Genomic DNA, 23,811 nt, shown 5'->3' on the forward strand with positions numbered 1-23,811 from the left:
ACTGATCACCGTGATGCTGCTGGGCAGTTTGTTGGTGGCTTGCTCGGCCGATATGGATGAGTTGAGCCAATGGATGGAACAGCAAAAACGCGAAGCCAAGCCCACCATCAAACCCCTTGTGCCGCCCAAGAAGTTTCTGCCGCAACCCTATGAGGCCGCGGCCGGTGTAGACCCCTACAGCCCTCAAAAGCTCAGTGTTGCGATCAAGCAGGAAGCGGCTCAGCCCAATTCTCTACTCAGCGCTGAAATGAATCGGCGCCGCGAGCCCTTGGAAGCCTATCCGCTGGACAGCATGTCCATGGTCGGCAGCATGATGCGCCAAGGGCAGCGTTATGCCTTGTTGAGAGCCGACAACCTGCTTTACCGCGTTAAAGATGGTGAGCATCTGGGTTTGAACTTCGGCCGGGTGATGAAAATTTCAGAAACCGAAATCACGCTGCGCGAGGTCGTTCAAGACGCCGCCGGTGAATGGGTAGAACGCACAAGTACCCTCCAGCTTCAGGAGCAGGGACGATGAAAATATTGCAGCAGGAGACATTCGGCATGGGCCATTGGCGCGCGTTGGGAATAGGTGTAGCAGCATTGTTCAGCGTATTGCTGGCGACGCAGGCGCAGGCTCAAATCAGTATTCGTTCAATCAACAGCGTGCAACAAGCGGGCGTAGAAGTGGTGCGCATCGAGATGTCGCAGCCCTTGACCGAGTTGCCCAAGGGCTTCACGGTGCAAACGCCCCCGCGCATCGCTATTGACTTGCCCGGCGTTGTGAACGGTATCGGCCGCTCCTTGGTGGAGGTCAATCAAGGCAATCTGCGCTCTGCCAATGTGGCCCAAGCCGGCGATCGCACGCGGGTGGTGTTGAATCTGCGCCAGGCTTCGGGCTACCGCGCGGAGTTGCAGGACAATGCTTTGTTGCTGGTGTTGGAGTCCGCGCCTGGTGTGGCCAAGAGCCCAGGCGAGCCGCTTCATTTTGCCGCCAGCTTGAATGCAGAAACGCAGCTGCTGCGCGATATTGACTTCCGCCGTGGCCAAGACAATGCGGGCCGCATTGTGGTCAATCTGCCCAGCAATCAAGTCGGCGTCGACATTCAGCAGCAGGGTCAGAATTTGGTCGTGGAGTTTTTGCGATCCACTCTGCCTGAGGGCTTGCGCCGCAAGCTCGATGTGTCGGATTTCGGCAGCCCGGTGCAGACGATCTCGACCTCGCAGGTGGGTGACCGCGTACGCATGGTGGTGGAACCCAAGGGTGCTTGGGAACACAGCGCCTACCAAAGCGACAACCAGTTTGTGCTGGAGCTCCGGCCGCAGAAGCTCGACCCGAACAAGTTGACGACCGGTCCCGGCTTTGCCGGCGATAAGCTGTCCTTGAACTTTCAGAATATTGAAGTACGCGCGCTGCTGCAGGTGATTGCCGACTTCACCAACTTCAATGTGGTCACCAGTGACTCGGTGACGGGCAATGTGACCTTGCGCCTGAAAGATGTGCCTTGGGACCAGGCGCTAGACATCATCATGCAGGCTAAAGGCTTGGGCCTGCGCAAGTCCGGCAATGTGCTGTGGATTGCCCCCAAGGACGAATTGGCTGCCAAGGAAAAACTGGACTTGGAGTCTCGCGCCCAGATCTCACTGTTGGAGCCTGTGCGCACGCAAGCCATCCAACTCAACTACACCAAGGCTGAAGAAGTGGCCAAGGGTTTGAATGGCCAAAATGTGGGCGGCAGTAGCAGCGGTGGCGGGGCCGGCGGCCAGAACTCTTCACGCATCTTGTCGCCGCGCGGCAGTGTGATGTTTGAGACGCGAACCAATCAATTGTTCGTGACCGATATCCCGGCTAAGTTGGAAGAAGTGCTGGCCATGATTGCCAAGATCGACATTCCAGTGCGGCAGGTTTTGATTGAGGCGCGCATTGTTGAAGCGGATGACAAGTTCGGCCGCTCTTTGGGTGTAAAGCTGGGCTTCAATGATTTGCGCGGCCAGCAAGGCGGCATACCGGGCCGCAATGTGGGCGGTAATCAATATGTGGTGGCCGGCGGTAACTACAACGGCGTTGGATTCAGCACCAAGCAGACGGGCGAAAACAACTTTGCCAACACGCAGTTTGTCAACTTGCCAGCCAATGTGTCCTCTGACGCTTTCGGTGGTGCAACAGCCGCAAACTTTGCACTGTCGCTGTTCAGTTCTACTGCTAATCGTTTCTTGAACCTTGAACTGTCGGCGCTGGAATCCGACGGCAAGGGCAAGATTATTTCCAGCCCGCGGGTCATTACCGCCGATCAGGTCAAGGCCTTGATCGAGCAGGGCGAGGAGCTGCCCTATCAGGTGGCCACGGCCAGTGGCGCAACCTCGATTCAGTTCCGCAAGGCAAATCTGAAACTGGAAGTCACGCCGCAAATCACGCCCGAGGGTAATGTGATTCTGAATGTGGACATCAACAAGGACAGCCGCGGCACTTTGACGCCACAAGGTTTTGCCATCAACACCAAGCATGTGCAAACGACGGTTCTGGTTGAAAACGGCGGCACGGTGGTGATTGGCGGCATCTTTACGCAAGACGAACGGGATGATATTTCCAAGGTGCCGGTCCTGGGTGACGTGCCATACCTGGGCAACCTATTCAAGACCAAGTCGCGCTCGTCGATAAAGACCGAGTTGCTGATCTTCCTGACACCCAAGGTGGTCAGTGATAGGGCAACCGTTCGATAAACGGCGACAAATAAATTGGGAGTTGCCGCATGAAATTGATGCGCGCATTGCAGGAGTAAGCAGAGATGAGTAGCAGTAAAACGTTTGAAAGCCTTGGCCACCGCTGTGCGCAAGCTTTGCTGGGCCTGGCTATGGCTGCGGTTTTGGCTGCATGTGGTGGTGGCGGCGGAGATGCCGGCAAACCGATTTTTCAAGATCCCAATACGCCGGTAACGCCGCCTGTGGCATCGAGCTTGGTGGACTTGGCCTTGGTGGTAGACAAGCAAACGGTGCCCAATACTGGCGCGGAGGTGGTCACTTACACCGTCACGGCGCTCGGAGCAGGCAATGCCGCATTGATTGGCGCAGAAGTGCCGGTTACGGTTGAAGTGGATGCCGGGGCCGTCGTGACACCTTCTGCCAAGACAACCGATAAGACCACGGCCAAGATAACTGCCGTCGTGGCATTGATCGATAAGACAAGTCGTACTGTCACATTGACGGCCAAGAGTGGCACTGTCAGCAAGAAGCTCAGTTTCAATGTGGTGGACAGTGTCACCGGCAGTGCCGTGGCGGATCTTTCGGTCGTAGTGGACAAGGTCTCTATCCCCAATACGGGCACCGAAGACGCCAGCATCACAGTCACGACGCTGGACGCGGCTCGGTCGGCGATTGGCGGCGTTGCGGTCACCATGCAAGTGGTCGATGTCGGTGATGCGGTGGTGCTTGATCCAGGTAACACGACGACCAGCGTGAGTTCCGGGCAACTGACGCGTCGCTTGAAACTGCAGAACATCAAGACCAAGCGAACAATTGCCGTCAAGGCTACCAGCGGGACCGTGTCGCGCACCATCACGGTGGATGTCGTTGATCCTCCGGCAGGCACCGTCTTGACTGCCAGCGATCTGACGCTGTCCATCAGCAAGAACAGCATCAATAACTCCGGCAGCGAAACGGTCGATGTGATTGCACGTGCGGTTGACGTCAATCGCAATGCTTTGGCAGGCATCGATGTAATCTTCCGGGTTGATAGTGATGCGGTGCTCACGCCAATCTCTACCAAGACCGACGCAAAAGGAGAGGTCAGGGCCACTGTGGGCATAGGTGCGAATCGCACCGTACGGACCATTACCGTGTCGGCCGAGAGCGGCACGCTGAAAGGTGTTCGTTTGTTGAGTGTGACCGGAGCAAAACTGCAGGCAACAGTTAATCAACCTAATCGCTTGGTGGGTGAGCAGGGCACGGTCGATTACAGCTTGTTGGATGTGAATGGCAGTCCAATCGATGGCGTAGAGATTGTCGCCACGGGCCCAGGTGCGGCCACCGGTCGTGGTGTGACGAATGGGCAAGGCAAGTGGACATATTCCTATAAGGCCGAGGGCAACGGAAAGATGTCGATCAAGGCAGTGGGCGGCGCTGGGGATACTCCGGTCGAATCCTTTGTTAATGTCGCCTCAAAGCCTGCCGCACTGGATCCGGCAGTGAAGATTTTGTCGGCAACCATGACCATGGATACCCTGGTGGTTAAAGTCAACGAGATTGGAAAAGACGTAAATCGAGCCGAGATCAGGATTTTGTTCCGCGGTGAAAAAAATGCGCCGATTGAGAATGTTCGTGTCCATATTGGATTGGGTGCGAATAATAGTTCGACCGATGGGCGTTTTAGCGTGAGTGAGAGTGATCCGCCATTGTTGTCGGATAAGAATGGTTTGGTTACATTGAGCTTCATTCCCGGAGAGCGCGCTAGCCCGACCGAGGGCGTAAAGATTCAAGGTTGTTATGGAAGAACAGACGATCTGGGTACGACGGCGAGTGGTTGTCTGAACGGCCTCGCGATAAATCCGGTGAACTTGACCATAGTCGAGACGCCCGTTTCAATCTCTATCGGCGGCGATGATGTACTCACGATTGGTGATGCCGGTTTGACCTATATTGCCAAGTTCACCGTGCTGGTTGTTGACTCGGCGGGTAACCCTAAGTCGGATGTCCAGGTTACACCGGTCGTTGACTTATTGGGTTATGGCAAGGGCTACTATGTATATGATGGGACCAGTAAGAAATGGGGCATTCCGCTGGATTTGACATTCGTGCCTATATTTCTGCAGTGCCCAAATGAAGATAGACTGGATCCTGATGGAGCAAGAAATGGCACCCTTGAGGCGGGTGAGGATATCAACGGAAATCTCCAGCTTGATCCTCGAAAATCAGATGTTTCAGTTGCTTTGGAAGGTAGTACAAAAACCGATAAGAACGGTTTGGCGACTTTGAGGATTGAATATCCAAAAAGTATGGCCTCTTGGGTTCGGTATATGATTAAGGTCAGTGCGCCCGGTGTACTGAGTCCACCAGCTTGGTATGGTCGCTATGAAGAGCGCTGGTTGCCGACATTGACTGCTGCGATCAAGAATGAGAGCGCACCAGCGTTTCAAATCAGCCCATACGGGATTGATACGTCCGGTTATGTCAATAGTTCGACCGATCCTTTGGTTCCGATCGGCGCCGGTTGCTTCAGCAAGAAGTAGTTTGCGGGATTAGTCGTTTGATCATCTCTCTCGTCGGCATGCCCGGCGGTGGCAAATCCACCGTCGGTCGTGCTTTGGCGCGCCAGTTGGGCATGCGCTTTGTCGATACCGATGCTGAAATTGAAGCCCGGCTGGGCGAGGCTATTCGCAGCTTTTTCGACCGCTCGGGCGAGGCGGCCTTCAGGGACATCGAGTCTGAAGTGCTGAGCGAGATACTCGCCCGGGAGGGCGAGTTTGTCTTGGCCACCGGCGGGGGGATTGTTCTGCGCGATGCCAATCGCGATTTGCTGCGCCGGCATTCCACGGTCTTGTATTTGCGCTCCACGCCGGAAGAGCTTTTTCGGCGCTTGCGCCACGACACCCAGCGCCCGCTGCTGCAGGTGCGCGATCCGCTGGCGAAGTTGCGAGAGCTCTATTTGCAGCGCAATCCACTCTATCGACGTTGCGCTCATTTCGTGCTGGAAACCGGCCGTCCCTCGGTCAACGGTCTCGTCAATATGGCGCTGATGCAGTTGGAGTTGGCGGGTCTGGTGGACCCTGGCCGAGTAGCCGCCACGGTGGGGGCGGAAAAGCATTGATGGGGGTTCCTTGATCGTCAGCCGTGTGAGTGCTCCTCGCCCCGTACACTTGTCGCTATGACAGCCCCCAAGACCCCTTCTTTCGCAGTTCAGCCTCAGATTGTTCCTATCGCTCTTGATGAGGGGCAGCGAGGCTATGACATTCTTATCGGTGCAGGCCTGCTGGATGAGGCTGCAGCTTGGGAGGGCCTGCCCAAGGCCGCTGCGGCCTTGATTGTCAGCAATGAGACCGTTGCGCCGCTCTATCTGGCGCGTTTACAGCTGCGTCTGGCTGCGCAATATGCGCGCGTGGAAACCGTGCTTCTGCCCGACGGCGAACGCTACAAGGATTGGGCATCTCTGAACCTGATCTTCGATCACCTGCTTGAGACCGCGTCCGACCGAAAAACCGTGCTGTTTGCACTCGGCGGCGGCGTGATTGGCGATATGACCGGCTTTGCGGCCTCGGTTTATATGCGTGGCGTGCCTTTTGTCCAAGTGCCGACGACCTTGTTGGCGCAGGTTGATTCTTCGGTCGGCGGCAAGACCGCGATCAACCATCCGCTGGGCAAGAATATGCTTGGCGCGTTTTATCAGCCGGCGCGTGTGATTGCCGATCTGGATACCTTGGACAGCTTGCCGCAGCGTGAGTTGTCGGCGGGTTTGGCCGAGGTCATCAAGTACGGGCCGATTGCCGACGCCGCTTTTTTGGCATGGATTGAGCTGAATCTTGACGCCTTGCTTGCGCGCGACAAGTCGGCGCTGGCCTATGCCGTCAAGCGCTGCTGCGAGATCAAGGCTTGGGTGGTGGGGCAGGACGAGCGCGAGCAGGGGTTGCGGGCCGTTCTCAATTTCGGGCATACCTTTGGCCATGCCATCGAAACCGGTCTCGGTTATGGCGAATGGCTGCACGGCGAGGCGGTTGGCTGCGGCATGGTGATGGCGAGCGATTTGGCTGTGCGTTTGGGCTTGATGCCGGGTGAGTTTTTGCCGCGTATGCGCACGCTGATTGAACGCGCTGGGCTGCCAGTTGTCGGGCCTGCTTTGGGTGCGCAGCGTTATCTGGAGTTGATGCGGGTCGACAAAAAGGCCGAGGGTGGGGCGATTCGCTTCGTTTTGCCTGAAGGGCTGGGCAAGGCCGGCATGCATGCGGCGCCCGATGACTTGGTGGCGCAGGTATTGGCCAGCCACGTTGCCTGACTACCTGGGTATGCCCGCAGTGCTTGTGCCTCAACTCGCGCCTTATGCCTGCGACCCTGCGCGCAGCCGCGGGCGCCGAGTCTACGAGACGCCAGCACCAACGCGCAGCGAATTCCAGCGCGACCGGGATCGCATCATCCACAGCACCGCATTCAGGCGCCTCGTCTACAAGACGCAGGTGTTTCTGAATCACGAGGGCGATCTGTTTCGCACCCGTCTGACCCATTCGTTAGAGGTGGCCCAACTGGGTCGCTCAATTGGCCGCAGCTTGCGCCTGGACGAGGACTTGATCGAGGCCATTGCCTTGGCGCATGACCTGGGTCACACGCCGTTTGGCCACGCCGGGCAGGATGTACTTGACGAATGCATGAAGGCCCACGGTGGCTTCGAGCACAATCTGCAGTCGCTGCGCGTTGTGGATAAGTTGGAGCAGCGTTACCCGGCGTTTGACGGCCTCAATCTGTGTTTTGAAACCCGTGAAGGTATTTTGAAACATTGCGCACGTCGCAATGCACTGTTGTTGGAGGCGGCCGAGCCGGGTGGGGTGGGTGAGCGTTTCTTGCTCGGCCAACAACCGAGTTTGGAGGCGCAACTCTGCAATTTGGCCGATGAAGTCGCTTACAACGCTCACGATATTGACGATGGTGTGCGCTCGGGCTTGTTGGCTTTGGAACAGTTGGAAACAGTACCACTGGTTCAGACCTATTTGCGCGAGGCGTTGCAGGCCTACCCTGGCTTGAAGGGCAAGCGACTGCTGGCTGAGACCATTCGGCGCATGCTCTCCGCGCAGGTGTACGACATCATTGACGCCACCACTGCGGTCTTGGTGGACCTGGCGCCGGCAGATGTTCAGGCGGTACGCGGGGCTGGCCCGCTGCTGCGCTTCAGCACCGAAATGCGCGCCGCCAGCACCGAGCTGAAGCGTTTTTTGTTCGCACAGCTGTACCGGCATAGCCAGGTTCAGTCCACCCGGCATCGCGCCGAACAAGTGCTGCGCGACCTGTTCGGCATCTACGCAGCCGACCCGCAGCAAATGCCGGCCGAGTATCTGCAAGAAATCGATCAAAGCGACCTACCGCGCGCTTGTGCCGACTACATCGCTGGCATGACAGATCGCTTTGCGATCAGAGAGCACCACCGATTGACTGGGCAGTCCTTGTTCTAGCAAGTCCTAGCAGGACTTTAAAATGGGGTCAGGTTCATTTATTGCGCCCCCTCAGCCGGGCGGATCCCCATGGCCAGACTCCCTCGCCTCATGCTTGCCGGGCAGGCGCACCACGTCATTCAGCGCGGTAACAATCATCAGCCCATCGTTCTCGACGATGCGGATCGCCAACATTATTTGAATCAACTGCATGAGTGCGCTGCGACGCAAAAGGTGGCGATTCACGCCTATGTGTTGATGGACAACCACCTTCATTTGCTGGCGACGCCCGAGGTGGATCAGGGCATTAGCCAGATGATGCAGGCGCTCGGGCGCCGCTACGTGGTCTGGTTCAATCACAAGTACGGCCGCAGCGGCACGCTGTGGGAAGGGCGCTTCCGGGCTGCCTTGATCGATAGCGAGCGCTACTTGATGGCCTGCATGCGCTATATCGAACTGAATCCGGTGCGGGCTGGCATGTGCGCAAGCTCCGAGGCCTACCCCTGGTCCAGTTGCGCCCATCATTTGGGGCGGCGCAGCGATCCTTTGATCAATGACCATGCCTTATTCTGGTCCCTGGGCAACACGCCGTTCGAACGTGAACTGGCTTATCGGGAGTTGCTGGATCAAGGGTTGCCCGAGCCAGAGCGCCTGCAGTTCCATGATTCGGCGATGAAGGGGAGGCCCATCGGTTCGGCAGAATTTTTGAAGAGTTTGGCCGACAAGACCTTGTTGCCGCTTGTGCTCAGGCCCCGCGGCCGCCCTAGAAAAACTCAATCGGAAGCCGAATTAAATCAACCTGACCCTATTTAAATGGGGTTGCTGGTGTGTTTTGAAAATTAAATGAACCTGACCCTATTTAATTTGACTTGATGACTTTGCTGCGCTGCAGTAACCTTCGGGCCGTAATGGATTACCGAGGACCGCGCCATGACCCGATCGACCCAGGCCGAAGCAGCATTGCAGCAAACGCAAGCGCTTGTGCAGCAACAAGCTGAAAAGCAAGATTTGGCCGCCCATGGCCTGTACCGGCCACAGAACGAGAAGGACGCTTGCGGTCTCGGCTTTGTGGCGCACATCAAGGGCCAGAAGGCGCACTCGATTGTTCAGCAAGGCCTGAAGATCCTTGAAAACCTCGATCACCGGGGCGCGGTTGGTGCCGACAAGCTGATGGGGGACGGCGCCGGCATCTTGATCCAGATCCCGGATGAGTACTTCCGTGCCGAGATGGCCCGCGCCGGCACAGGCCCCGATGGATCGGTGGGCGTGGAACTGCCACCCCCCGGCGAATACGGCGTCGGCATGATCTTCCTGCCCAAGGAGCATGCGTCGCGCTTGGCTTGCGAACAAGAATTGGCCCGCGCGATCAAGGCCGAAGGTCAGGTCTTGCTGGGCTGGCGCGATGTGCCGGTTGATGCCGAAATGCCGATGTCGCCGACCGTGCGCGCCAAAGAGCCCATCATTCGGCAAATCTTCATCGGCCGTGGCCCGGACATCATTGTTCCCGACGCCTTGGAGCGCAAGCTCTACGTCATCCGCAAGACTGCCAGCAGCGCCATCCAGGCGCTGCAACTGACCCACAGCCGCGAGTACTACGTGCCCAGCATGAGCTGCCGCACCATCATTTACAAAGGCCTCTTGCTGGCCGACCAAGTCGGCAGTTACTACAAAGACCTGGCCGACCCGCGCGTGGTTTCCGCCATCGCGCTGGTTCACCAGCGCTTCTCGACCAATACCTTCCCCGAGTGGCCACTCGCCCACCCATACCGCATGGTCGCCCACAACGGTGAGATCAATACGGTCAAGGGCAACTTCAACTGGATGCGCGCCCGTGAAGGCGTGATGAAGTCGCCGGTGCTGGGTGACGATCTGGACAAGCTCTACCCGATCAGCTTCGAGCACCAGTCCGACACAGCGACCTTCGACAACGCAATCGAGTTGTTGACCATGGCCGGCTATCCGCTGGCGCACGCCGCCATGATGATGATCCCGGAAGCTTGGGAACAGCACGAGATGATGGATCAGCGTCGCCGTGCGTTCTATGAATACCACGCCGCGATGATGGAACCCTGGGACGGCCCGGCCGCCATGGTCTTCACCGACGGCCGCCAAGTCTGCGCCGCGCTCGACCGCAATGGCCTGCGTCCGGCGCGCTACTGCATCACCGATGACGACTTGGTCATCCTCGCGTCCGAGAGCGGCGTGCTGCCCATCCCTGAGAACAAGATCGTCAAGAAATGGCGCCTGCAGCCCGGCAAGATGTTCCTGATCGACCTGGAACAGGGCCGCATCATTGACGACGAAGAGCTGAAGAACCAATACGCTAACGCCCGTCCTTATCGGCAGTGGATCGAGAACGTGCGCGTCAAGCTCGACGACATCGCGGTGCTTGACGCCAAGCCGGTCGCCTTTGAGTCGACGCTCTTGGACCGTCAGCAAGCCTTTGGCTTCACGCAGGAAGACATCAAGTTCTTGATGGCGCCTATGGCCATCAACGGCGAGGAAGCGCTGGGCTCCATGGGCAATGACTCGCCCTTGGCCGTCTTGTCATCCAAGGACAAGCCGCTGTTCAACTACTTCAAACAGTTGTTCGCCCAGGTCACCAACCCGCCTATCGACCCGATCCGCGAAGCGATCGTGATGTCGCTGAACAGCTTCATCGGCCCAAAGCCGAATCTGCTGGACATCAATGCGGTCAACCCGCCGATGCGCCTGGAAGTGTCGCAGCCGGTGCTGGACTTCAAGGACATGGCGCGCCTGCGTCAGATCGAAGCGCATACCCACGGGAAGTTCAAGCCCTATGAGCTGGACATCACTTATCCACTCGCCTGGGGCCATGAAGGCGTCGAGGCGCAGCTCGCTTCGCTTTGCGCCGAGTCGGTCGACGCGATCAAGAGCGGCCACAACATCCTCATCATCACCGACCGTGGTTTGAGCGAGAGCCGGGTGGCTATCCCTGCTTTGCTGGCGCTGTCCGCCATCCATCACCACTTGGTGCGCGAAGGCCGCCGTACGACAGCCGGTTTGGTAGTTGAAACCGGCAGCGCCCGCGAGGTGCATCACTTTGCCGTGCTGGCTGGCTTCGGTGCCGAGGCGGTTCACCCTTACCTCGCGCTGGAAACGCTGAGCGAGATCGCTGCCGGTTTGCCTGGCGATCTGTCGGCCGACAAAGCCATCTACAACTACATCAAGGGCATCGGCAAGGGCCTGTCCAAGATCATGTCCAAGATGGGCATCTCGACCTATATGTCTTACTGCGGCGCGCAGATCTTCGAGGCCATCGGCCTGAAGAGTGACTTCGTCGAGAAGTACTTCCGCGGCACACCGACGCAGGTCGGCGGCATCGGCGTGTTCGAGGTGGCCGAAGAAGCGATTCGCTTGCACCGCGCCGCTTACGGCGATGACCCGGTGCTGGACAGCATGCTGGACGCAGGCGGCGAGTACGCCTGGCGCGCGCGCGGTGAAGAACATATGTGGACGCCGGACGCGATCGCCAAGCTGCAACACAGCGCCCGCAGCGGCAAGTTCGACACCTACAAGGAATACGCGCAAATCATCAATGACCAGAGCAAGCGTCACATGACCTTGCGCGGCCTGTTCGAGTTCAAGTTCGATCCGAGCAAGGCGATACCGCTGGACGAAGTTGAGTCGGCGAAAGAAATCGTCAAGCGTTTCGCCACAGGCGCGATGTCCTTGGGCTCGATCAGCACCGAGGCGCATGCTACTTTGGCCGTGGCGATGAACCGCATCGGGGGAAAAAGCAATACCGGCGAAGGTGGCGAGGATCCTGCGCGTTATCGCAATGAGCTGAAGGGCATCAAGATCGTTGCCGGCACCAAGGTGTCCGACGTGATCGGCAACAAGGTCATCGCGGTTGATTACGAGCTCAAGGAAGGCGATTCGCTGCGCTCCAAGATCAAGCAGGTCGCGTCCGGCCGCTTCGGGGTGACGACCGAATACTTGGTCAGCGCCGATCAGATCCAGATCAAGATGGCGCAAGGCGCCAAGCCAGGCGAGGGCGGCCAACTGCCTGGCGGCAAGGTGAGCGAGTACATCGGCATGTTGCGTTACTCGGTGCCGGGCGTGGGCTTGATTTCGCCGCCGCCGCACCATGACATCTATTCGATCGAGGACTTGGCGCAGCTGATTCACGATCTGAAGAACGTCAACCCACGCGCCGATGTGTCGGTCAAGCTGGTGTCTGAAGTCGGCGTAGGCACGATTGCTGCGGGCGTCACCAAGGCCAAGGCCGATCACCTGGTGATCGCCGGCCATGACGGCGGCACCGGCGCATCGCCTTGGTCCTCGATCAAGCATGCCGGCACGCCTTGGGAGTTGGGCTTGGCCGAAACGCAGCAGACCCTGGTCTTGAACCGTCTGCGCGGCCGTGTGCGTGTGCAGGCCGATGGTCAGATGAAGACCGGCCGTGACGTCGTGATCGGTGCGCTCTTGGGTGCCGACGAGTTCGGCTTCGCCACCGCGCCGCTGGTGGCCGAAGGTTGCATCATGATGCGCAAATGCCATCTGAACACCTGCCCGGTCGGCGTCGCCACGCAAGACCCTGTCCTGCGCGCCAAGTTCACTGGCAAGCCCGAGCATGTCGTCAACTTCTTCTTCTTCATCGCCGAAGAAGCGCGTCAAATCATGGCTCAGCTGGGCATGCGCAAGTTCGATGAGTTGATCGGCCGCAGCGACCTGCTGGACACTAAAAAGGGCATCTCGCACTGGAAGGCCAAGGGACTGGACTTCAGCCGCGTCTTCCACCGGCCCGCGCTGGCGCTGGACGTCGCGCGCATCCACAACGATGTGCAAGACCATGGCCTAGAGCGCGCGCTTGACGTCAAGCTGATCGAGAAGTGCTTGCCTGCCTTCGAGAAGGGCGAGAAGGTCCAGTTCATGCAAGAGGTGACGAATGTGCGCCGCACCGTCGGCGCCATGCTGTCGGGCGAGCTGATTCGCCGCCGCCCCGAAGGCTTGCCGGACCACACCATCTTCATCCAGATGGAAGGCACCGGCGGCCAGAGCTACGGCGCCTTCCTGGCCCAGGGCATTACCTTCTACTTGATTGGTGACGCGAACGACTACACCGGCAAGGGTCTGTCGGGCGGCCGCGTGGTGGTTCGCCCCAGCATCGACTTCCGGGGCGATGCGACCAAGAACATCATCGTCGGCAACACCGTCTTGTACGGTGCGACGCGCGGTGAGGCATTCTTCCGTGGTGTGGCCGGCGAGCGCTTTGCGGTTCGCCTGTCGGGCGCCTCGGCGGTGGTCGAAGGGACTGGCGATCATGGTTGTGAATACATGACCGGCGGCACCGTCGTCGTCTTGGGCAAGACCGGCCGCAACTTCGCTGCTGGCATGAGTGGCGGCATCGCCTATGTGTATGACGAGGACGGCTTGTTCGCCAAGCGTTGCAACCCATCCATGGTGGCGCTCGACAAACTGCTGCCCGCCGCCGAGCAAGAAGCCACGGTCGACCGCGCAGTCTGGCACCACCTGGGCGAAGCGCCGGCTCAGACCGACGAGGCCATCCTGAAGAAGATGCTGGAAGACCACCACCGTTGGACCGGCAGCCAGCGCGCCCGTGATCTGCTGGACCATTGGGCCGATTCACGCGCCAAGTTCGTCAAGGTGTTCCCGCATGAATACCGCCGCGCTTTGGGCGAGATGCATGCCGCCAAGCAAACAGTCGAAACCATTGAGCAAGCCAAAGCGCCTGCAAGCAAGCCAGTCAAGGCCTAAGGGGAAAGTCATGGGAAAAATCACCGGTTTCATGGAAATCGAGCGTCTGGAAGAGGGCTATGAGCCTGTCAGTGCGCGCGTCAAGAATTACAAAGAATTCGTCATCGGCTTGAGCGCCGATCAGGCCAAGCTGCAAAGTGCGCGCTGCATGGATTGCGGCACGCCGTTTTGCAACAGCGGCTGCCCGGTCAACAACATCATTCCGGACTTCAACGATCTGGTCTATCAAGGCGACTGGGCTAACGCCATCACCGTGCTGCACAGCACCAACAACTTCCCCGAGTTCACCGGCCGCATCTGCCCCGCACCTTGCGAGGCTGCCTGCACGCTGAACGTCAATGATGACGCGGTCGGGATCAAGTCGATCGAGCACGCCATCATTGACCGCGCCTGGTCTGAGGGCTGGGTCAAGCCAGTGCTGCCCAAGGTCAAGACGGGCAAGACCGTGGCCATCGTCGGCTCCGGCCCGGCCGGCATGGCCGCAGCCCAGCAGTTGGCGCGCGCCGGCCATAGCGTGACGCTGTTCGAGAAGAACGACCGCGTCGGCGGCCTGCTGCGTTACGGCATCCCCGACTTCAAGATGGAGAAGAGCCACATCGACCGCCGCGTTGCGCAGATGGAGGCCGAAGGCGTGGTTTTCCGAACCGGCGTGCTGGTCGGCACGCTGCCTGCAGACTCCAAAGTCACCAACTGGGCCAAGGAAAGCATCAGCCCTGACGAGCTGAAGGCGCAATTCGACGCCGTGCTGCTGACCGGCGGCGCCGAAAATTCGCGCGACTTGCCCATGCCCGGCCGTGAGCTGAGCGGCATCCATTTCGCGATGGAGTTCCTGCCGCAGCAGAACAAGGTCAATGCCGGCGACAAGTTGAAAGGTCAACTGCGCGCCGACGGCAAGCATGTCGTCGTCATCGGCGGCGGAGACACTGGCAGCGACTGCGTGGGAACGAGCAACCGCCATGGTGCCAAGAGCGTCACCCAGTTCGAGGTGATGCCGCAGCCGCCTGCAGAAGAGGACCGGTCCATGACTTGGCCTTACTGGCCGCTCAAGCTGCGCACCTCCAGCAGCCACGAAGAAGGCTGCGAGCGCGAGTTCGCGATCTCGACCAAGGAATTCTTGGGTGAGAAAGGCAAGCTGACCGGCGTCAAGACCGTGCGGGTCGAATGGCAGGGCGGCAAGATGGTTGAAGTGGCCGGCTCCGAGCAAGTCATCAAAGCCGATCTGGTCTTCTTGGCCATGGGTTTTGTATCGCCGGTGGCGACCGTGCTGGATGCTTTTGGCGTCAACAAAGACGCCCGCGGCAACGCCAAGGCCACCACCGACTTCACAGGCGGTTACAAGACCAATGTGGACAAGGTTTTTGCCGCCGGCGATATGCGGCGCGGTCAGTCCCTGGTGGTCTGGGCGATCCGCGAAGGCCGCCAAGCGGCGCGAGCGGTCGATGAGTTCCTGATGGGCGGGAGCGACTTGCCGCGTTGATGGGCGTTTTGTTTAGCCAATAGGGCTATTCCGACAAACAGCGCTGCGTAGTCGCAATCGCAGGTTCCAGCGGGCGGATGTCCACCGCCTGCTGTTCCACGAACAGCACTTCAAGACATAGGCGTGCGCTTTGAGCTACTTGCCCTGCCATGCCGGGTGCAAACCGTGCTGTGGCCAGTCCGTCCTTGACGGCGGTGACGAAGGGCTCGTAGACCTGATCTCCGGCGCGCGCGTCGCGCAGTGCAGGTGGCAGGGCCAAGGTTTCAATGGAGCTCATGGCTCCAGTGGCATCAAGGCCAACCAAGACCCGCAAGCGTAGGCGCCCACCAGGCAGCGGCGCATCGGGATATGCGATCAGGACCTGATCTTGTTCGGCGGTCAGCAGCACAGGCCAGCTGTCAAGCTCGGCAGCCTGTGTTGTATCGCTTGCCTGGGCTTGGATGGTTTCTGCGGGAGCCGGCCGCTCATTCTTCGAGTTAGTCGCCCCAGGTTCAGGCGCGGTATGCGCTTGAAGCTGCAGGCCTTGCGGTGGCGGCAGCAATCTCAGCGCCGTTTGATGACTGCCGAACGAGCCACGACGCGGTGTTTCACTCGCCCCGCCCGACCCTTGCCATTTCATCGTCAAAAAGCCTGCGTGCAGTAGCAAGGCCAATGCCGCGGACCATAGCAAGCTTTTCGAATGAGTGTGGTGGCTCGGCGGCATCGGTGGGCGGCAATGCAGCTTAGTTTTGAATCAGGTCTCGCCAGGACAGACGTCGGGTGGCGCTGGTTGAAGGACTGACCGGCGCGGGCGTCGAGACCGTACGATTGTCCGACAGTCGGCTCACGCTGATCACCTTGTTATTGGGCAGCTTGATCAAGGCCGGACGCGTAGCGATCGCGTTACCCAGCGGGACACTGACGACGCCATTGGCGGTCGAAACAGGCGCGCCGGTGGCGTAGTCGAGAAAGTTGGCGAAGCTCGAACCACCGACCTTGCAAACATTGCCCGTTTCGATCACGTTGGAGTTGACCACCAAGGTGCCCAGTGCCAACTGTGGGTCGGTGTTGACGCGTTCGCGCGAGGAGGGCAGATCCACATACCAACCGCCGTCGCTGGCCAGATTGACGACCTTTGGCACTTCAACCGTACGCACATCCGTGCTTTCCACGCAGGCCGAGCTATTGGCTGGGCACTTCTTGCCGCCGGTGATGACTTGCTGCACAAATTTATTGGCCGGCAGGCGGGGGTCGCCAAAGTCGCTGGCGCTCAGTCTGTCCTTGACCGCGTAGATGGACTGCTGCTCGGCATCGCTCAGGTCAGACACGCCCAAGTAGCGGCCGGTGCCCACATAGACCATCGCGTAACTGCCGACTTGGCCCAGTTCAGGGCGTGACGTGATGGGCTGAGCCGTGCCGGCTTCATTCTTCAAAGTGGCGAGTCGTTGCGCGTTATAGCCTCCGCCGAGGATGCCGTTGACGTCGAAGCGCCACAAATTGCCGAACTCATCTCCGCCGTAGACGCGCTGCACGGTGTTGTCCACGTCACCGTTGTCGACCCAAGCGCGGATATGCGTCATGCCGCTGGCTGCGCCGGTGCCGCCGGCGCTGGTGGCGATGCTGCGTATCAATGTGCCGGTAGTGGCGTTGAGCACAAACAGCCGCCCCTTGCCGTCGCCGGGGGAGGTGTTGTTATAGCCTGACCCGAAGAACACCGCCCATGTGCCATCCTTGAGCTTGCCGATTTCGGGCTTGCCCATGCTCAGACCCAGGTTGTCGTCGGTGAACTCCCACAATGCTTTCGGATCTGCCGGGTCTGTCACGTCCAGTGCGTAGTAGCCCCGGCCGCCAGCGCCCAAACCGCCCACCAAGAGGGTGCGCCATTGCGTCCCGTCATAGACGTCTTGCACGGTCGGGGTGCCGTCCACGAAGTACTCGTGCTTGGTCGCGTATTCCATGTCTGCCAGCCGATAGAGCTTGGGCAGCATCAGCGTCGGGATGAAGGCCCAGGCCTCCTCGCCGGTAGCCGAATTGAAGGCATGCAGCATGCCGTCATTGGCGCCGACGTAAACCATGCCTGCGCGAGCATCGACTGTGGCCTTGTGGGTCTCGTAACCGGCGTCGGTGTAGGTGAATGAAGCCTTGTCTACAAAAACGGCTTCGGAGTTGACGATGTCACCGAGCAGATGGGCCCGCCGACGGAAGTACTTCAGGGGCTGGCCTACCTCGGTCAGCTCGCCTTCATTGCTGCGTTCGCCGCGCAAGTACTTCACCAGCGCCTCGCCGCCTGCGGCGGTTTGCTCGGTGTCGGCCAGGCAATACGGGCCAAAGCTGCAGAACTGGCTCAGTTCCCGGCCGCTTGTTTTGACATAGCTCTTTGAGAAAAAGTCCTTCTCGCTGGCGCTCAGCGTGCCCCAGGTGAAGAGCTTGCGCTTCTTTGACTCTCCTGCCGCGAACATATAGATGGTGCGGCTGGTGTTTGCATTGAGCTTGTCTCGCGCGGACCAATCGTAGGTGCTGCCATCAACAGTGCCGAACTCGATGTCGAGGCGCTGGCTTTGCAGTTCTCCCGACCATTCTCCCGAACTGAAGTTCGAGACGAAAACCTGGTTGTCGCCGGCCGCCACATTCGGGTTGCTGGTGGTGGCCGCAGCTGCCGCTTTGGTCTGTACGTCAATGGCCGCCAGCGCGCTGGCCAAGCCGGTGAAAAGCGTGGTCGGGTCGGAAGCGCTGAAATAGGTGCCATCGCCGTTGACCGCAGCGTGCCAAAGGTCATCGATCGTCGTCAGCGTGTTGCTGATTGGGCTCGGCCAGGTGCAGCTTCCTGTGGTCTGCCAGCTGCAGACGCCACCCGACGGGTTGGCGGGCGAACCTTCCCGCACCGCGTAGAAGTCACCGCTGGTGTCGGTTCGGTAGGTCGAGCGGAACTGCATATAGCCCGATGCGCCAAGACCCAGCGTGAAGGTCTTCATGTTCTGAACGACGTCAGCGCCACTGGGGCCGGCGCCGTTGCCGCATACATCGGTGGTGCCGTTCAAACAGGCAGCGCTGTTGTTGGCGCCTGTGCGCAGATCGGTCCTGAAGTAATAGGACGCCACATCGGCCAGGGTGTTGCCGGTGCCGGTGGTGTCCAGCATCGGGCGCGCCAAGGCGCTGTCTTGGTCGCCGATCTCGGTGCTGTTGTCGAGCTGCAGCGGATCACTGCTTTCATTCCAGAAGCCGTCGGTAGAGAGAATCGTGAAGTTTCTCTGGCAGGAGTATTCCATCGGGTCGGTCGTGGTGACGCCGTTGAGGCTGCTGCCGTTGTATTTGCCGCCATACAGTCGACCGGCCTTGGACAGCGCGCTGCGCAGAGGCGTCGAATTATTGGGTTTGGCCTTGTTCAGTTTGCTAAACCAGTTGGTTTTCTGCGTGCTCTCAAAGACGCCCAGATTGAGGAAATCGGAGCCCGTGTTGTTGTTGATGCTCATATAGCCAACGCGCCGGTTGTTGGTCACCGGCGCGAAGGCGCGGCTGGCCGAGGACTTCATCGATTGCATGCGCGTGTGATAGTAAGTCCACCAATTGGCGAAATTGGTCATCTCTTCGGCGTAGCTGCATGTCGCGCCGGCGCAGTCTTTGCGGCTGGCCGCTTTAGGGTAGGTTGTACGCGAGGGAATGATGTCGACGCGTTCGAAACTCCCCGGAAAGCCAGCCGGGATCGCCGCAACCTCCGGGACTTCTGCGGTGTAACCTGAAAATGCCACTGGGCTAGGTGAGACGGAGATGATGCAGGAGGAGTTGGAGCCCGCAGATCTCGTCATCGAGACCGAGCCGGTGAAGTCGCCGGCCGACAGCGGCGCCGAAATGGTCACTTTGCTGCTGCTGACCACCGCTGTGTAGCCGGTGGAGCCTGATCTGCTATTGATGCCGTCTCTGACTGATGTGGCCAGAGTGCCGGACGAGTTGGTGGTCCCGGTAGCGACGCCTCCGAGCAAGTCCACGCCGGTCACCACGACGCTGCCAATGCCTGCCTTCTTGCTGCTGCTGCAGCCGGACAATGAAAACGTGAATGAGGCCTTGGCGGGATTTGCCGGTACAGCGTCGACCTTGGCGACACCCGCCGACGCGTACTTGGTCGGATAGCGCGCCGCCGTGTAGACGTCGGTTCGAACTGCTTGGCAGCTACCCGCCGCCGGCGTGATGGCGCGTGCGTTGGTATCGCTATTGCACCAGCGCACCGGCGCCGGAATTGTGAATGCGCCACCCGCCCCAGACTGGCAATTGCGCAGATTGTCGGAGTCGCAATACTCGGACGGCAGGATGCGGTAGTAATGTGGGCCCCAACTTTGATTGGTCACAACCGTGGCGGCATCGGGCGCGCCCGTCGCCAGCTTGCCGGTGCCGCTGGCCGTGGTGGCGTTGAACTTGGTGTAGAGCTTGCCATCGACCCTGCCTGGCAAGACATAGTTGCCGTTGCGCAGGCAGTCGGAGAAGGTGCCGTCATCCACACACCATTCGGTGTCCGGATATTGGGTCAGCAGATTGATGCTGGAACTGTTCTGCACCTGGTAGGCGTCGTTGCGAACACTGGTCCAACTGGTCTGGCTGGCCAGGGCGGTGCCGGAGGCATCCACCGGCGGTAGATAGACGGTGGCCGGGTTGTAGGCCATGCCGTTGAAACTGCTGGTCAGGAAGGGCGGGTGGCCGCGCCTGCTGCCGAACGGGGCGGTGCCGCTCCAGCAGGTGGTCGAGGTGTTGCCGCCTTGGCAGCAGCTGTTGCCGAAGTCACCGGTGTAGGTGGCACCGGTGTTGATGCCGGCGCCCTTGGATCGGCACAGCCCGCCTGCCGTGTGGTCGGGCATGAAGTCGAAATCCATCGAGCCCGAGTCATCAAGGATGAATAGCAGGTTCGCTTTGACGCTTGTCGGCGAGGCGACCAGCAAGGGCGAGGAGGAAATGTCGGTCGCACGAGCGCTTGGCAAGCCTAGGCTCAGGGCAACCGCAAGCAAGGCGCCAAAGCGCAAGGAGTTGAAGAGTTTCATGGGAACCTCATGAGCGGGCTGATTCGGGCATGCTGCTGGGGACATAGCATCAGATTGCGACCACGGCTTGGACGAAGCTGACCGCATTGCGCGGGCCTTGGACACGCACCGTGATGCGGTAATAGGTCTGGCTAGGCACCAATAACTTGATGCCGCTGGATTTGCTGCTGGTCTGCGTTGACGAACTCAGCGTGGCCGAGCTCTCGCAATTGCTCGCCAGTGGGTCGCCGGCGAAAGCGCACAGCCTGTGAATGACGAAGGACACGGTATTGCCTGCGGCATCTACCGGCAGTGTGTTGACCAAGTTGTTGGCGACCAGCGTGGCATTCCAGAAAGCTTCCCAAGTTTGCTGTGTCACCGGATCGGGGTCAGCACGGGAGGCGCGGTAGCTATAGGGCTCGGCGCCGCCTGCTGTGATGTTCCCAAACAACTTGTTCGCGGGCGTCGGCGGCGCTGTGGGCTTCGCGGGGTCAATGGTCTGTTCGCGTGACTTTTGTTCCAGCCAAGCGACTGCCCGCTCGACGCCCATATCTGAGGATTGCGTGGCCGACTGCTGGAACGCCAAATTGCCGGCAACGCGGTTGCTCGTCAGTACCGAACGCATCAGACCTATGGTGGCCAGTGACATCGCGACCAAGACAATGATGGCCAGCAGCAGGACGATGCCGCGCTGCTGCTGGCGCACGGGCGCGACAGCAGCCGCATGGAGTTTTGAGTTCAACATCCCGTGGGTACTCCCTGCCAAGCCACATTGCGCAGCGGCACCGTGGTTTCAAAGGTCTTGTAGCGGTATCGTTTCCAGTTGCCGGTGAGTCCGATGGGCGCGCTGGCGCCAGCCGCCCAGGCCGGTGCAGAGGCGGTGACATCACTGGATTCGAGTTGGCCATTGCGGGCCACCAGCACCAAGCGTGTGGCCAGAATGCAGTTCCAGCCGGCCGCTGTGGTGGGTGTGGTCTGGTCATAGCCATCAAGCACGGCATCTGGGGGAAGGGTGCTGTCGCGGCCATATTCGGCCCGCAAACTGACCACGCCGTCCGCAACCTCAGCCCAGTTGGCTGCCGTGGTCAGGCGGCAGTTCTGGGTCAGGAAATCGCAAGTCGTCAGACGTCCGTTGCGCACCGCATAGGCGACGACGCGGGGAGTCGTGCCCCAGTTGTAAAGAGTGCCGTTGGCAACGCCGGCCGTGCCGAAAGCGACAGTGACATTCGGCGCCACAGGGGCAGCAGCAACATTGCTCAGCAGCAGCCCGCAAGGCGCTTGACGCACGGCTGGCGCGGCAATGACGAGGTCACCGACGCGAAACGCCGATGGTGTGCTGACGGAATAGATCGCCGCACCCGCCTGGGTATTGATGCGGTCGCCTTCGGGCGATCCCAGTCCGCTGCCGTAAACGATCAAGAGGGTATCGGTGCCGGCGTCGCCAGCAGGGATGTCGGCATGATTGATGGTCAAAGGCGCCAGCCCGTTGAGGGTGACACCGGCTCGCAGCAGCAAGTCGCAGTTCAGTAAGTTGGGGTTGGTCAGGCCCTGGCCAGCTTGGCGCAGGTCACGCTGCAGCACCGTCAAGGCGATCGCGCCAATCGTCTGGGCGTCGTCGCCGCCTGTGGTCGTACGCCGGGCACCCTCTGACATCTTGAAAACTTGCATCACGACGATCACGGCGGCCATCGCAACGACGATGCCCACCATCAGCTCTATCAAGCTGAAGCCCTTAGACCGCCTGTGGCGCTGTTGTAAGTATGTGGCCTGCACCTTGAACTCCTATTTGATTTCTGTGACCACAATCAAGTTGCTGGGCGGGTCGCCGCTCGGATCCGAAGGTGATTTCCAGCGCAAGGTAATGGTGACCCGGTTGCTTGGGGTCAGCCCAACGGCAGGTGCGCTGGCGCCGCCCCCGACCAAGGCGGGCAGCGGGTTGACCTGCGCGATGGTTACCAGCGGCGGGTAAGTCGCGGCGCCCGGCAGTGCGGCGGCCACGCGGGCCTTCCAAGCCGTGTACTGGGCGCCACCAGCGGCGCTTCCAAAGCCAGCCGTCAACGCGGCAAAGCTGCGGTTAGAGACCCACATGGTCCCGATCATTTCGTTTGCCAACAGCGTGGCGTCGGCTCGGTACTTGGCTTGGCCCGATTGTTTGACCGCATTTGCTTGCAGGCCTACCAAGCCGAGCACACCGAGTGCGAAGATCAGCAGTGCGACCAGCACCTCGAGCAGCATGAAGCCGCTGCAGCCGGCTGCAGCTGAACTTTGATGAAGGGTTTGGCGTGTCATTTTCTTCCCCTGCTCAGCAAGCTTGCGGGTCGCCGACGGGATAGCGGGGGTTGCACATCCGCACTTGGCCGGCGGGAGAGATAAGCACGCGCAGGCAGGTCAGGTTTCCGCCGCCGGCGGCACAGTCGTCATCGCTGTTGGTGTTGTTGACGTTAATGGTGATTGCTGCAGCTGGCGCTGGCGCCAAACGACCCAGGCCGTTGAAGATGACGTTGCTCGCGCTTGCGGTCACGGTGGTGTTGCCGGAGCCGTCACGGCCAGCGCGTGTTTGCAATATCGCGGGCTGAACGGTGTCGGACGGCGCTGAGTTGCAACTGCCCTCGACCGAGTCGTTTGCGGCACCGGCATCGGCCAGATCCACGACCCAGCTCGTACCATTTAGACTCAGCACGCAGGTCGCATCCACTGAACTGGTCAGCTGAAAGCGCACCGTCGTGTTGCGGGTGGTTGCCTCTGATTTGGCGTACTGCAGGCCCGACACGATGGACTCAGCAGTTGTGCGGATGCGGGTGTTTTGCAACCAAGTCGAAAAGGCTGGTGCGCCAACAGCCATCAGGACCGCAGCGATGGTGAGGGTCACCATCAGCTCGATCAGCGTCATGCCGCGAAACTGATGCTTCATATTCAACATATGCCGCCCTTCTTGGTCACCCAGCAACTGGTGGATGTACTCCAGCCGGAGGGCACCGAGCTGGTCGCCTTGCTGCCGGTTTGGTTGACAGTGAAGGTGAAGCCGGACATGGCGTCCTTGCCGACGGCTTGCAGGGAAAACGCCGTCGCGCTCGCGCTGGCGCAGCTGAAATCGAAAAACCTGCTGGTGCTGCTGTCGGTGGTGCAGCCCGGCGCATTCACATAGGTACGGTTGTCTTGGTAAAACTGCTCCATTTGCACTTGCAAGGTGGCTAAGCGGGCGGTGGCGTCCGGGATGCGGCCACGCACCACATAGTCGGAGTAAGCCGGAATAGCCACAGCGGCCAAGATACCGACGATTGCCACCGTGACCATCAATTCGATCAAGGTGAAGGCGCGTTGACGGGTCTTGGCGGCAGGCTTTTGGTGCTTCATGGTGAGAGTTCTCCGTTGCTTGGGTGAATTGTGGATGGGCTCGAATCAACTGGCTTGCCGCCCATCGTCACGATGAATGCGCTCATCGGCTCAAGGTTTTCAGTCGTGAAAATCTTCACGAAATCGACAAATTGTTTCAAGCGCGCCTTGCGTC

16 protein-coding genes are annotated in these 23,811 nt (G+C 59.9%); 9 read left to right on the forward strand and 7 right to left on the reverse strand.

What is annotated here, in order from left to right:
* The first annotated feature begins 13 nt into the window (after positions 1-13).
* The 9 genes from PRZ03_RS08290 to PRZ03_RS08330 all read left to right on the forward strand — a co-directional run bounded on the left by PRZ03_RS08290 (position 14) and on the right by PRZ03_RS08330 (position 15,321).
* Entirely contained in the window at positions 14-517 is a 504-nt protein-coding gene (locus PRZ03_RS08290; RefSeq protein WP_273600074.1) for a pilus assembly protein PilP, read from the forward strand.
* The gene (gene pilQ / locus PRZ03_RS08295) at positions 514-2,700 is read left to right on the forward strand and encodes a type IV pilus secretin PilQ (protein ID WP_273599839.1); all 2,187 of its coding nucleotides are present in this window, start codon (positions 514-516) and stop codon (positions 2,698-2,700) included. Before PRZ03_RS08290 ends, pilQ begins: the two co-directional genes overlap by 4 nt.
* 65 nt (positions 2,701-2,765) lie before the next feature.
* Positions 2,766-5,201 carry an Ig-like domain-containing protein gene (locus PRZ03_RS08300; protein ID WP_273599841.1) on the forward strand — a complete coding sequence of 812 codons (2,436 nt, stop codon included), beginning with the start codon at positions 2,766-2,768 and terminating at the stop codon, positions 5,199-5,201.
* Positions 5,202-5,218: 17 nt separating this feature from the next.
* Positions 5,219-5,779, forward strand: a complete 561-nt coding sequence (locus tag PRZ03_RS08305) for a shikimate kinase (RefSeq protein WP_273599843.1) — start codon at positions 5,219-5,221, stop codon at positions 5,777-5,779.
* Between the two features lie 57 nt (positions 5,780-5,836).
* Positions 5,837-6,958: a 3-dehydroquinate synthase gene (aroB, locus tag PRZ03_RS08310; protein WP_273599845.1), complete on the forward strand. Its 1,122-nt coding sequence runs from the start codon at positions 5,837-5,839 to the stop codon at positions 6,956-6,958.
* Between the two features lie 10 nt (positions 6,959-6,968).
* Positions 6,969-8,123 (forward strand): deoxyguanosinetriphosphate triphosphohydrolase, encoded by a 1,155-nt coding sequence (locus tag PRZ03_RS08315; RefSeq protein WP_273599846.1) that lies wholly within the window; start codon positions 6,969-6,971, stop codon positions 8,121-8,123.
* Between the two features lie 69 nt (positions 8,124-8,192).
* Entirely contained in the window at positions 8,193-8,915 is a 723-nt protein-coding gene (locus PRZ03_RS08320; RefSeq protein ID WP_273599848.1) for a transposase, read from the forward strand.
* Positions 8,916-9,032: 117 nt separating this feature from the next.
* Complete coding sequence (locus PRZ03_RS08325; RefSeq protein ID WP_273599850.1) at positions 9,033-13,844, forward strand: glutamate synthase-related protein; 4,812 nt, start codon at positions 9,033-9,035, stop codon at positions 13,842-13,844.
* 10 nt (positions 13,845-13,854) lie between these two features.
* Positions 13,855-15,321, forward strand: coding sequence for a glutamate synthase subunit beta (locus PRZ03_RS08330; protein WP_273599853.1), 1,467 nt, complete (start codon positions 13,855-13,857; stop codon positions 15,319-15,321).
* A 25-nt stretch (positions 15,322-15,346) separates the two neighbouring features.
* On the opposite strand, the gene PRZ03_RS08335 is transcribed toward PRZ03_RS08330, so the two are convergent.
* The 7 genes from PRZ03_RS08335 to PRZ03_RS08365 form a co-directional block, all read right to left on the reverse strand.
* Complete coding sequence (locus PRZ03_RS08335) at positions 15,347-15,598, reverse strand: hypothetical protein (RefSeq protein WP_273599855.1); 252 nt, start codon at positions 15,596-15,598, stop codon at positions 15,347-15,349.
* 445 nt (positions 15,599-16,043) lie between these two features.
* Complete coding sequence (locus PRZ03_RS08340) at positions 16,044-20,324, reverse strand: pilus assembly protein (RefSeq protein WP_273599857.1); 4,281 nt, start codon at positions 20,322-20,324, stop codon at positions 16,044-16,046.
* Positions 20,325-20,373: 49 nt separating this feature from the next.
* Positions 20,374-21,048 carry a pilus assembly PilX family protein gene (locus tag PRZ03_RS08345; protein WP_273599859.1) on the reverse strand — a complete coding sequence of 225 codons (675 nt, stop codon included), beginning with the start codon at positions 21,046-21,048 and terminating at the stop codon, positions 20,374-20,376.
* The gene (locus PRZ03_RS08350; RefSeq protein WP_273599861.1) at positions 21,042-22,076 is read right to left on the reverse strand and encodes a PilW family protein; all 1,035 of its coding nucleotides are present in this window, start codon (positions 22,074-22,076) and stop codon (positions 21,042-21,044) included. Before PRZ03_RS08350 ends, PRZ03_RS08345 begins: the two co-directional genes overlap by 7 nt.
* Positions 22,077-22,085: 9 nt before the next feature.
* A complete protein-coding gene (pilV, locus tag PRZ03_RS08355) occupies positions 22,086-22,592 on the reverse strand; it encodes a type IV pilus modification protein PilV (protein ID WP_273599863.1) in 507 nt (168 codons plus the stop codon).
* Between the two features lie 13 nt (positions 22,593-22,605).
* Positions 22,606-23,223: a GspH/FimT family pseudopilin gene (locus PRZ03_RS08360; RefSeq protein WP_273599865.1), complete on the reverse strand. Its 618-nt coding sequence runs from the start codon at positions 23,221-23,223 to the stop codon at positions 22,606-22,608.
* Positions 23,217-23,657, reverse strand: coding sequence for a type IV pilin protein (locus PRZ03_RS08365; RefSeq protein ID WP_263533748.1), 441 nt, complete (start codon positions 23,655-23,657; stop codon positions 23,217-23,219). Before PRZ03_RS08365 ends, PRZ03_RS08360 begins: the two co-directional genes overlap by 7 nt.
* Between the last annotated feature and the right edge of the window lie 154 nt (positions 23,658-23,811).

This window comes from Roseateles albus, assembly GCF_028595345.1.
Taxonomy (GTDB): Bacteria; Pseudomonadota; Gammaproteobacteria; order Burkholderiales; family Burkholderiaceae_C; genus Paucibacter_A; species Paucibacter_A albus.

Bases quoted from the DNA above. Each gene is read 5' to 3' on its own strand.
- aroB (WP_273599845.1), top strand. From the start codon at position 5,837: ATGACAGCCCCCAAGACCCCTTCTTTCGCAGTTCAGCCTCAGATTGTT.
- PRZ03_RS08300 (WP_273599841.1), top strand. From the start codon at position 2,766: ATGAGTAGCAGTAAAACGTTTGAAAGCCTTGGCCACCGCTGTGCGCAA.
- PRZ03_RS08360 (WP_273599865.1), bottom strand. From the start codon at position 23,223: ATGTTGAATATGAAGCATCAGTTTCGCGGCATGACGCTGATCGAGCTG.
- PRZ03_RS08335 (WP_273599855.1), bottom strand. From the start codon at position 15,598: ATGAGCTCCATTGAAACCTTGGCCCTGCCACCTGCACTGCGCGACGCG.
- PRZ03_RS08345 (WP_273599859.1), bottom strand. From the start codon at position 21,048: ATGTTGAACTCAAAACTCCATGCGGCTGCTGTCGCGCCCGTGCGCCAG.
- pilQ (WP_273599839.1), top strand. From the start codon at position 514: ATGAAAATATTGCAGCAGGAGACATTCGGCATGGGCCATTGGCGCGCG.
- PRZ03_RS08290 (WP_273600074.1), top strand. From the start codon at position 14: ATGCTGCTGGGCAGTTTGTTGGTGGCTTGCTCGGCCGATATGGATGAG.
- PRZ03_RS08340 (WP_273599857.1), bottom strand. From the start codon at position 20,324: ATGAAACTCTTCAACTCCTTGCGCTTTGGCGCCTTGCTTGCGGTTGCC.
- pilV (WP_273599863.1), bottom strand. From the start codon at position 22,592: ATGACACGCCAAACCCTTCATCAAAGTTCAGCTGCAGCCGGCTGCAGC.
- PRZ03_RS08315 (WP_273599846.1), top strand. From the start codon at position 6,969: ATGCCCGCAGTGCTTGTGCCTCAACTCGCGCCTTATGCCTGCGACCCT.
- PRZ03_RS08330 (WP_273599853.1), top strand. From the start codon at position 13,855: ATGGGAAAAATCACCGGTTTCATGGAAATCGAGCGTCTGGAAGAGGGC.
- PRZ03_RS08325 (WP_273599850.1), top strand. From the start codon at position 9,033: ATGACCCGATCGACCCAGGCCGAAGCAGCATTGCAGCAAACGCAAGCG.
- PRZ03_RS08365 (WP_263533748.1), bottom strand. From the start codon at position 23,657: ATGAAGCACCAAAAGCCTGCCGCCAAGACCCGTCAACGCGCCTTCACC.
- PRZ03_RS08320 (WP_273599848.1), top strand. From the start codon at position 8,193: ATGGCCAGACTCCCTCGCCTCATGCTTGCCGGGCAGGCGCACCACGTC.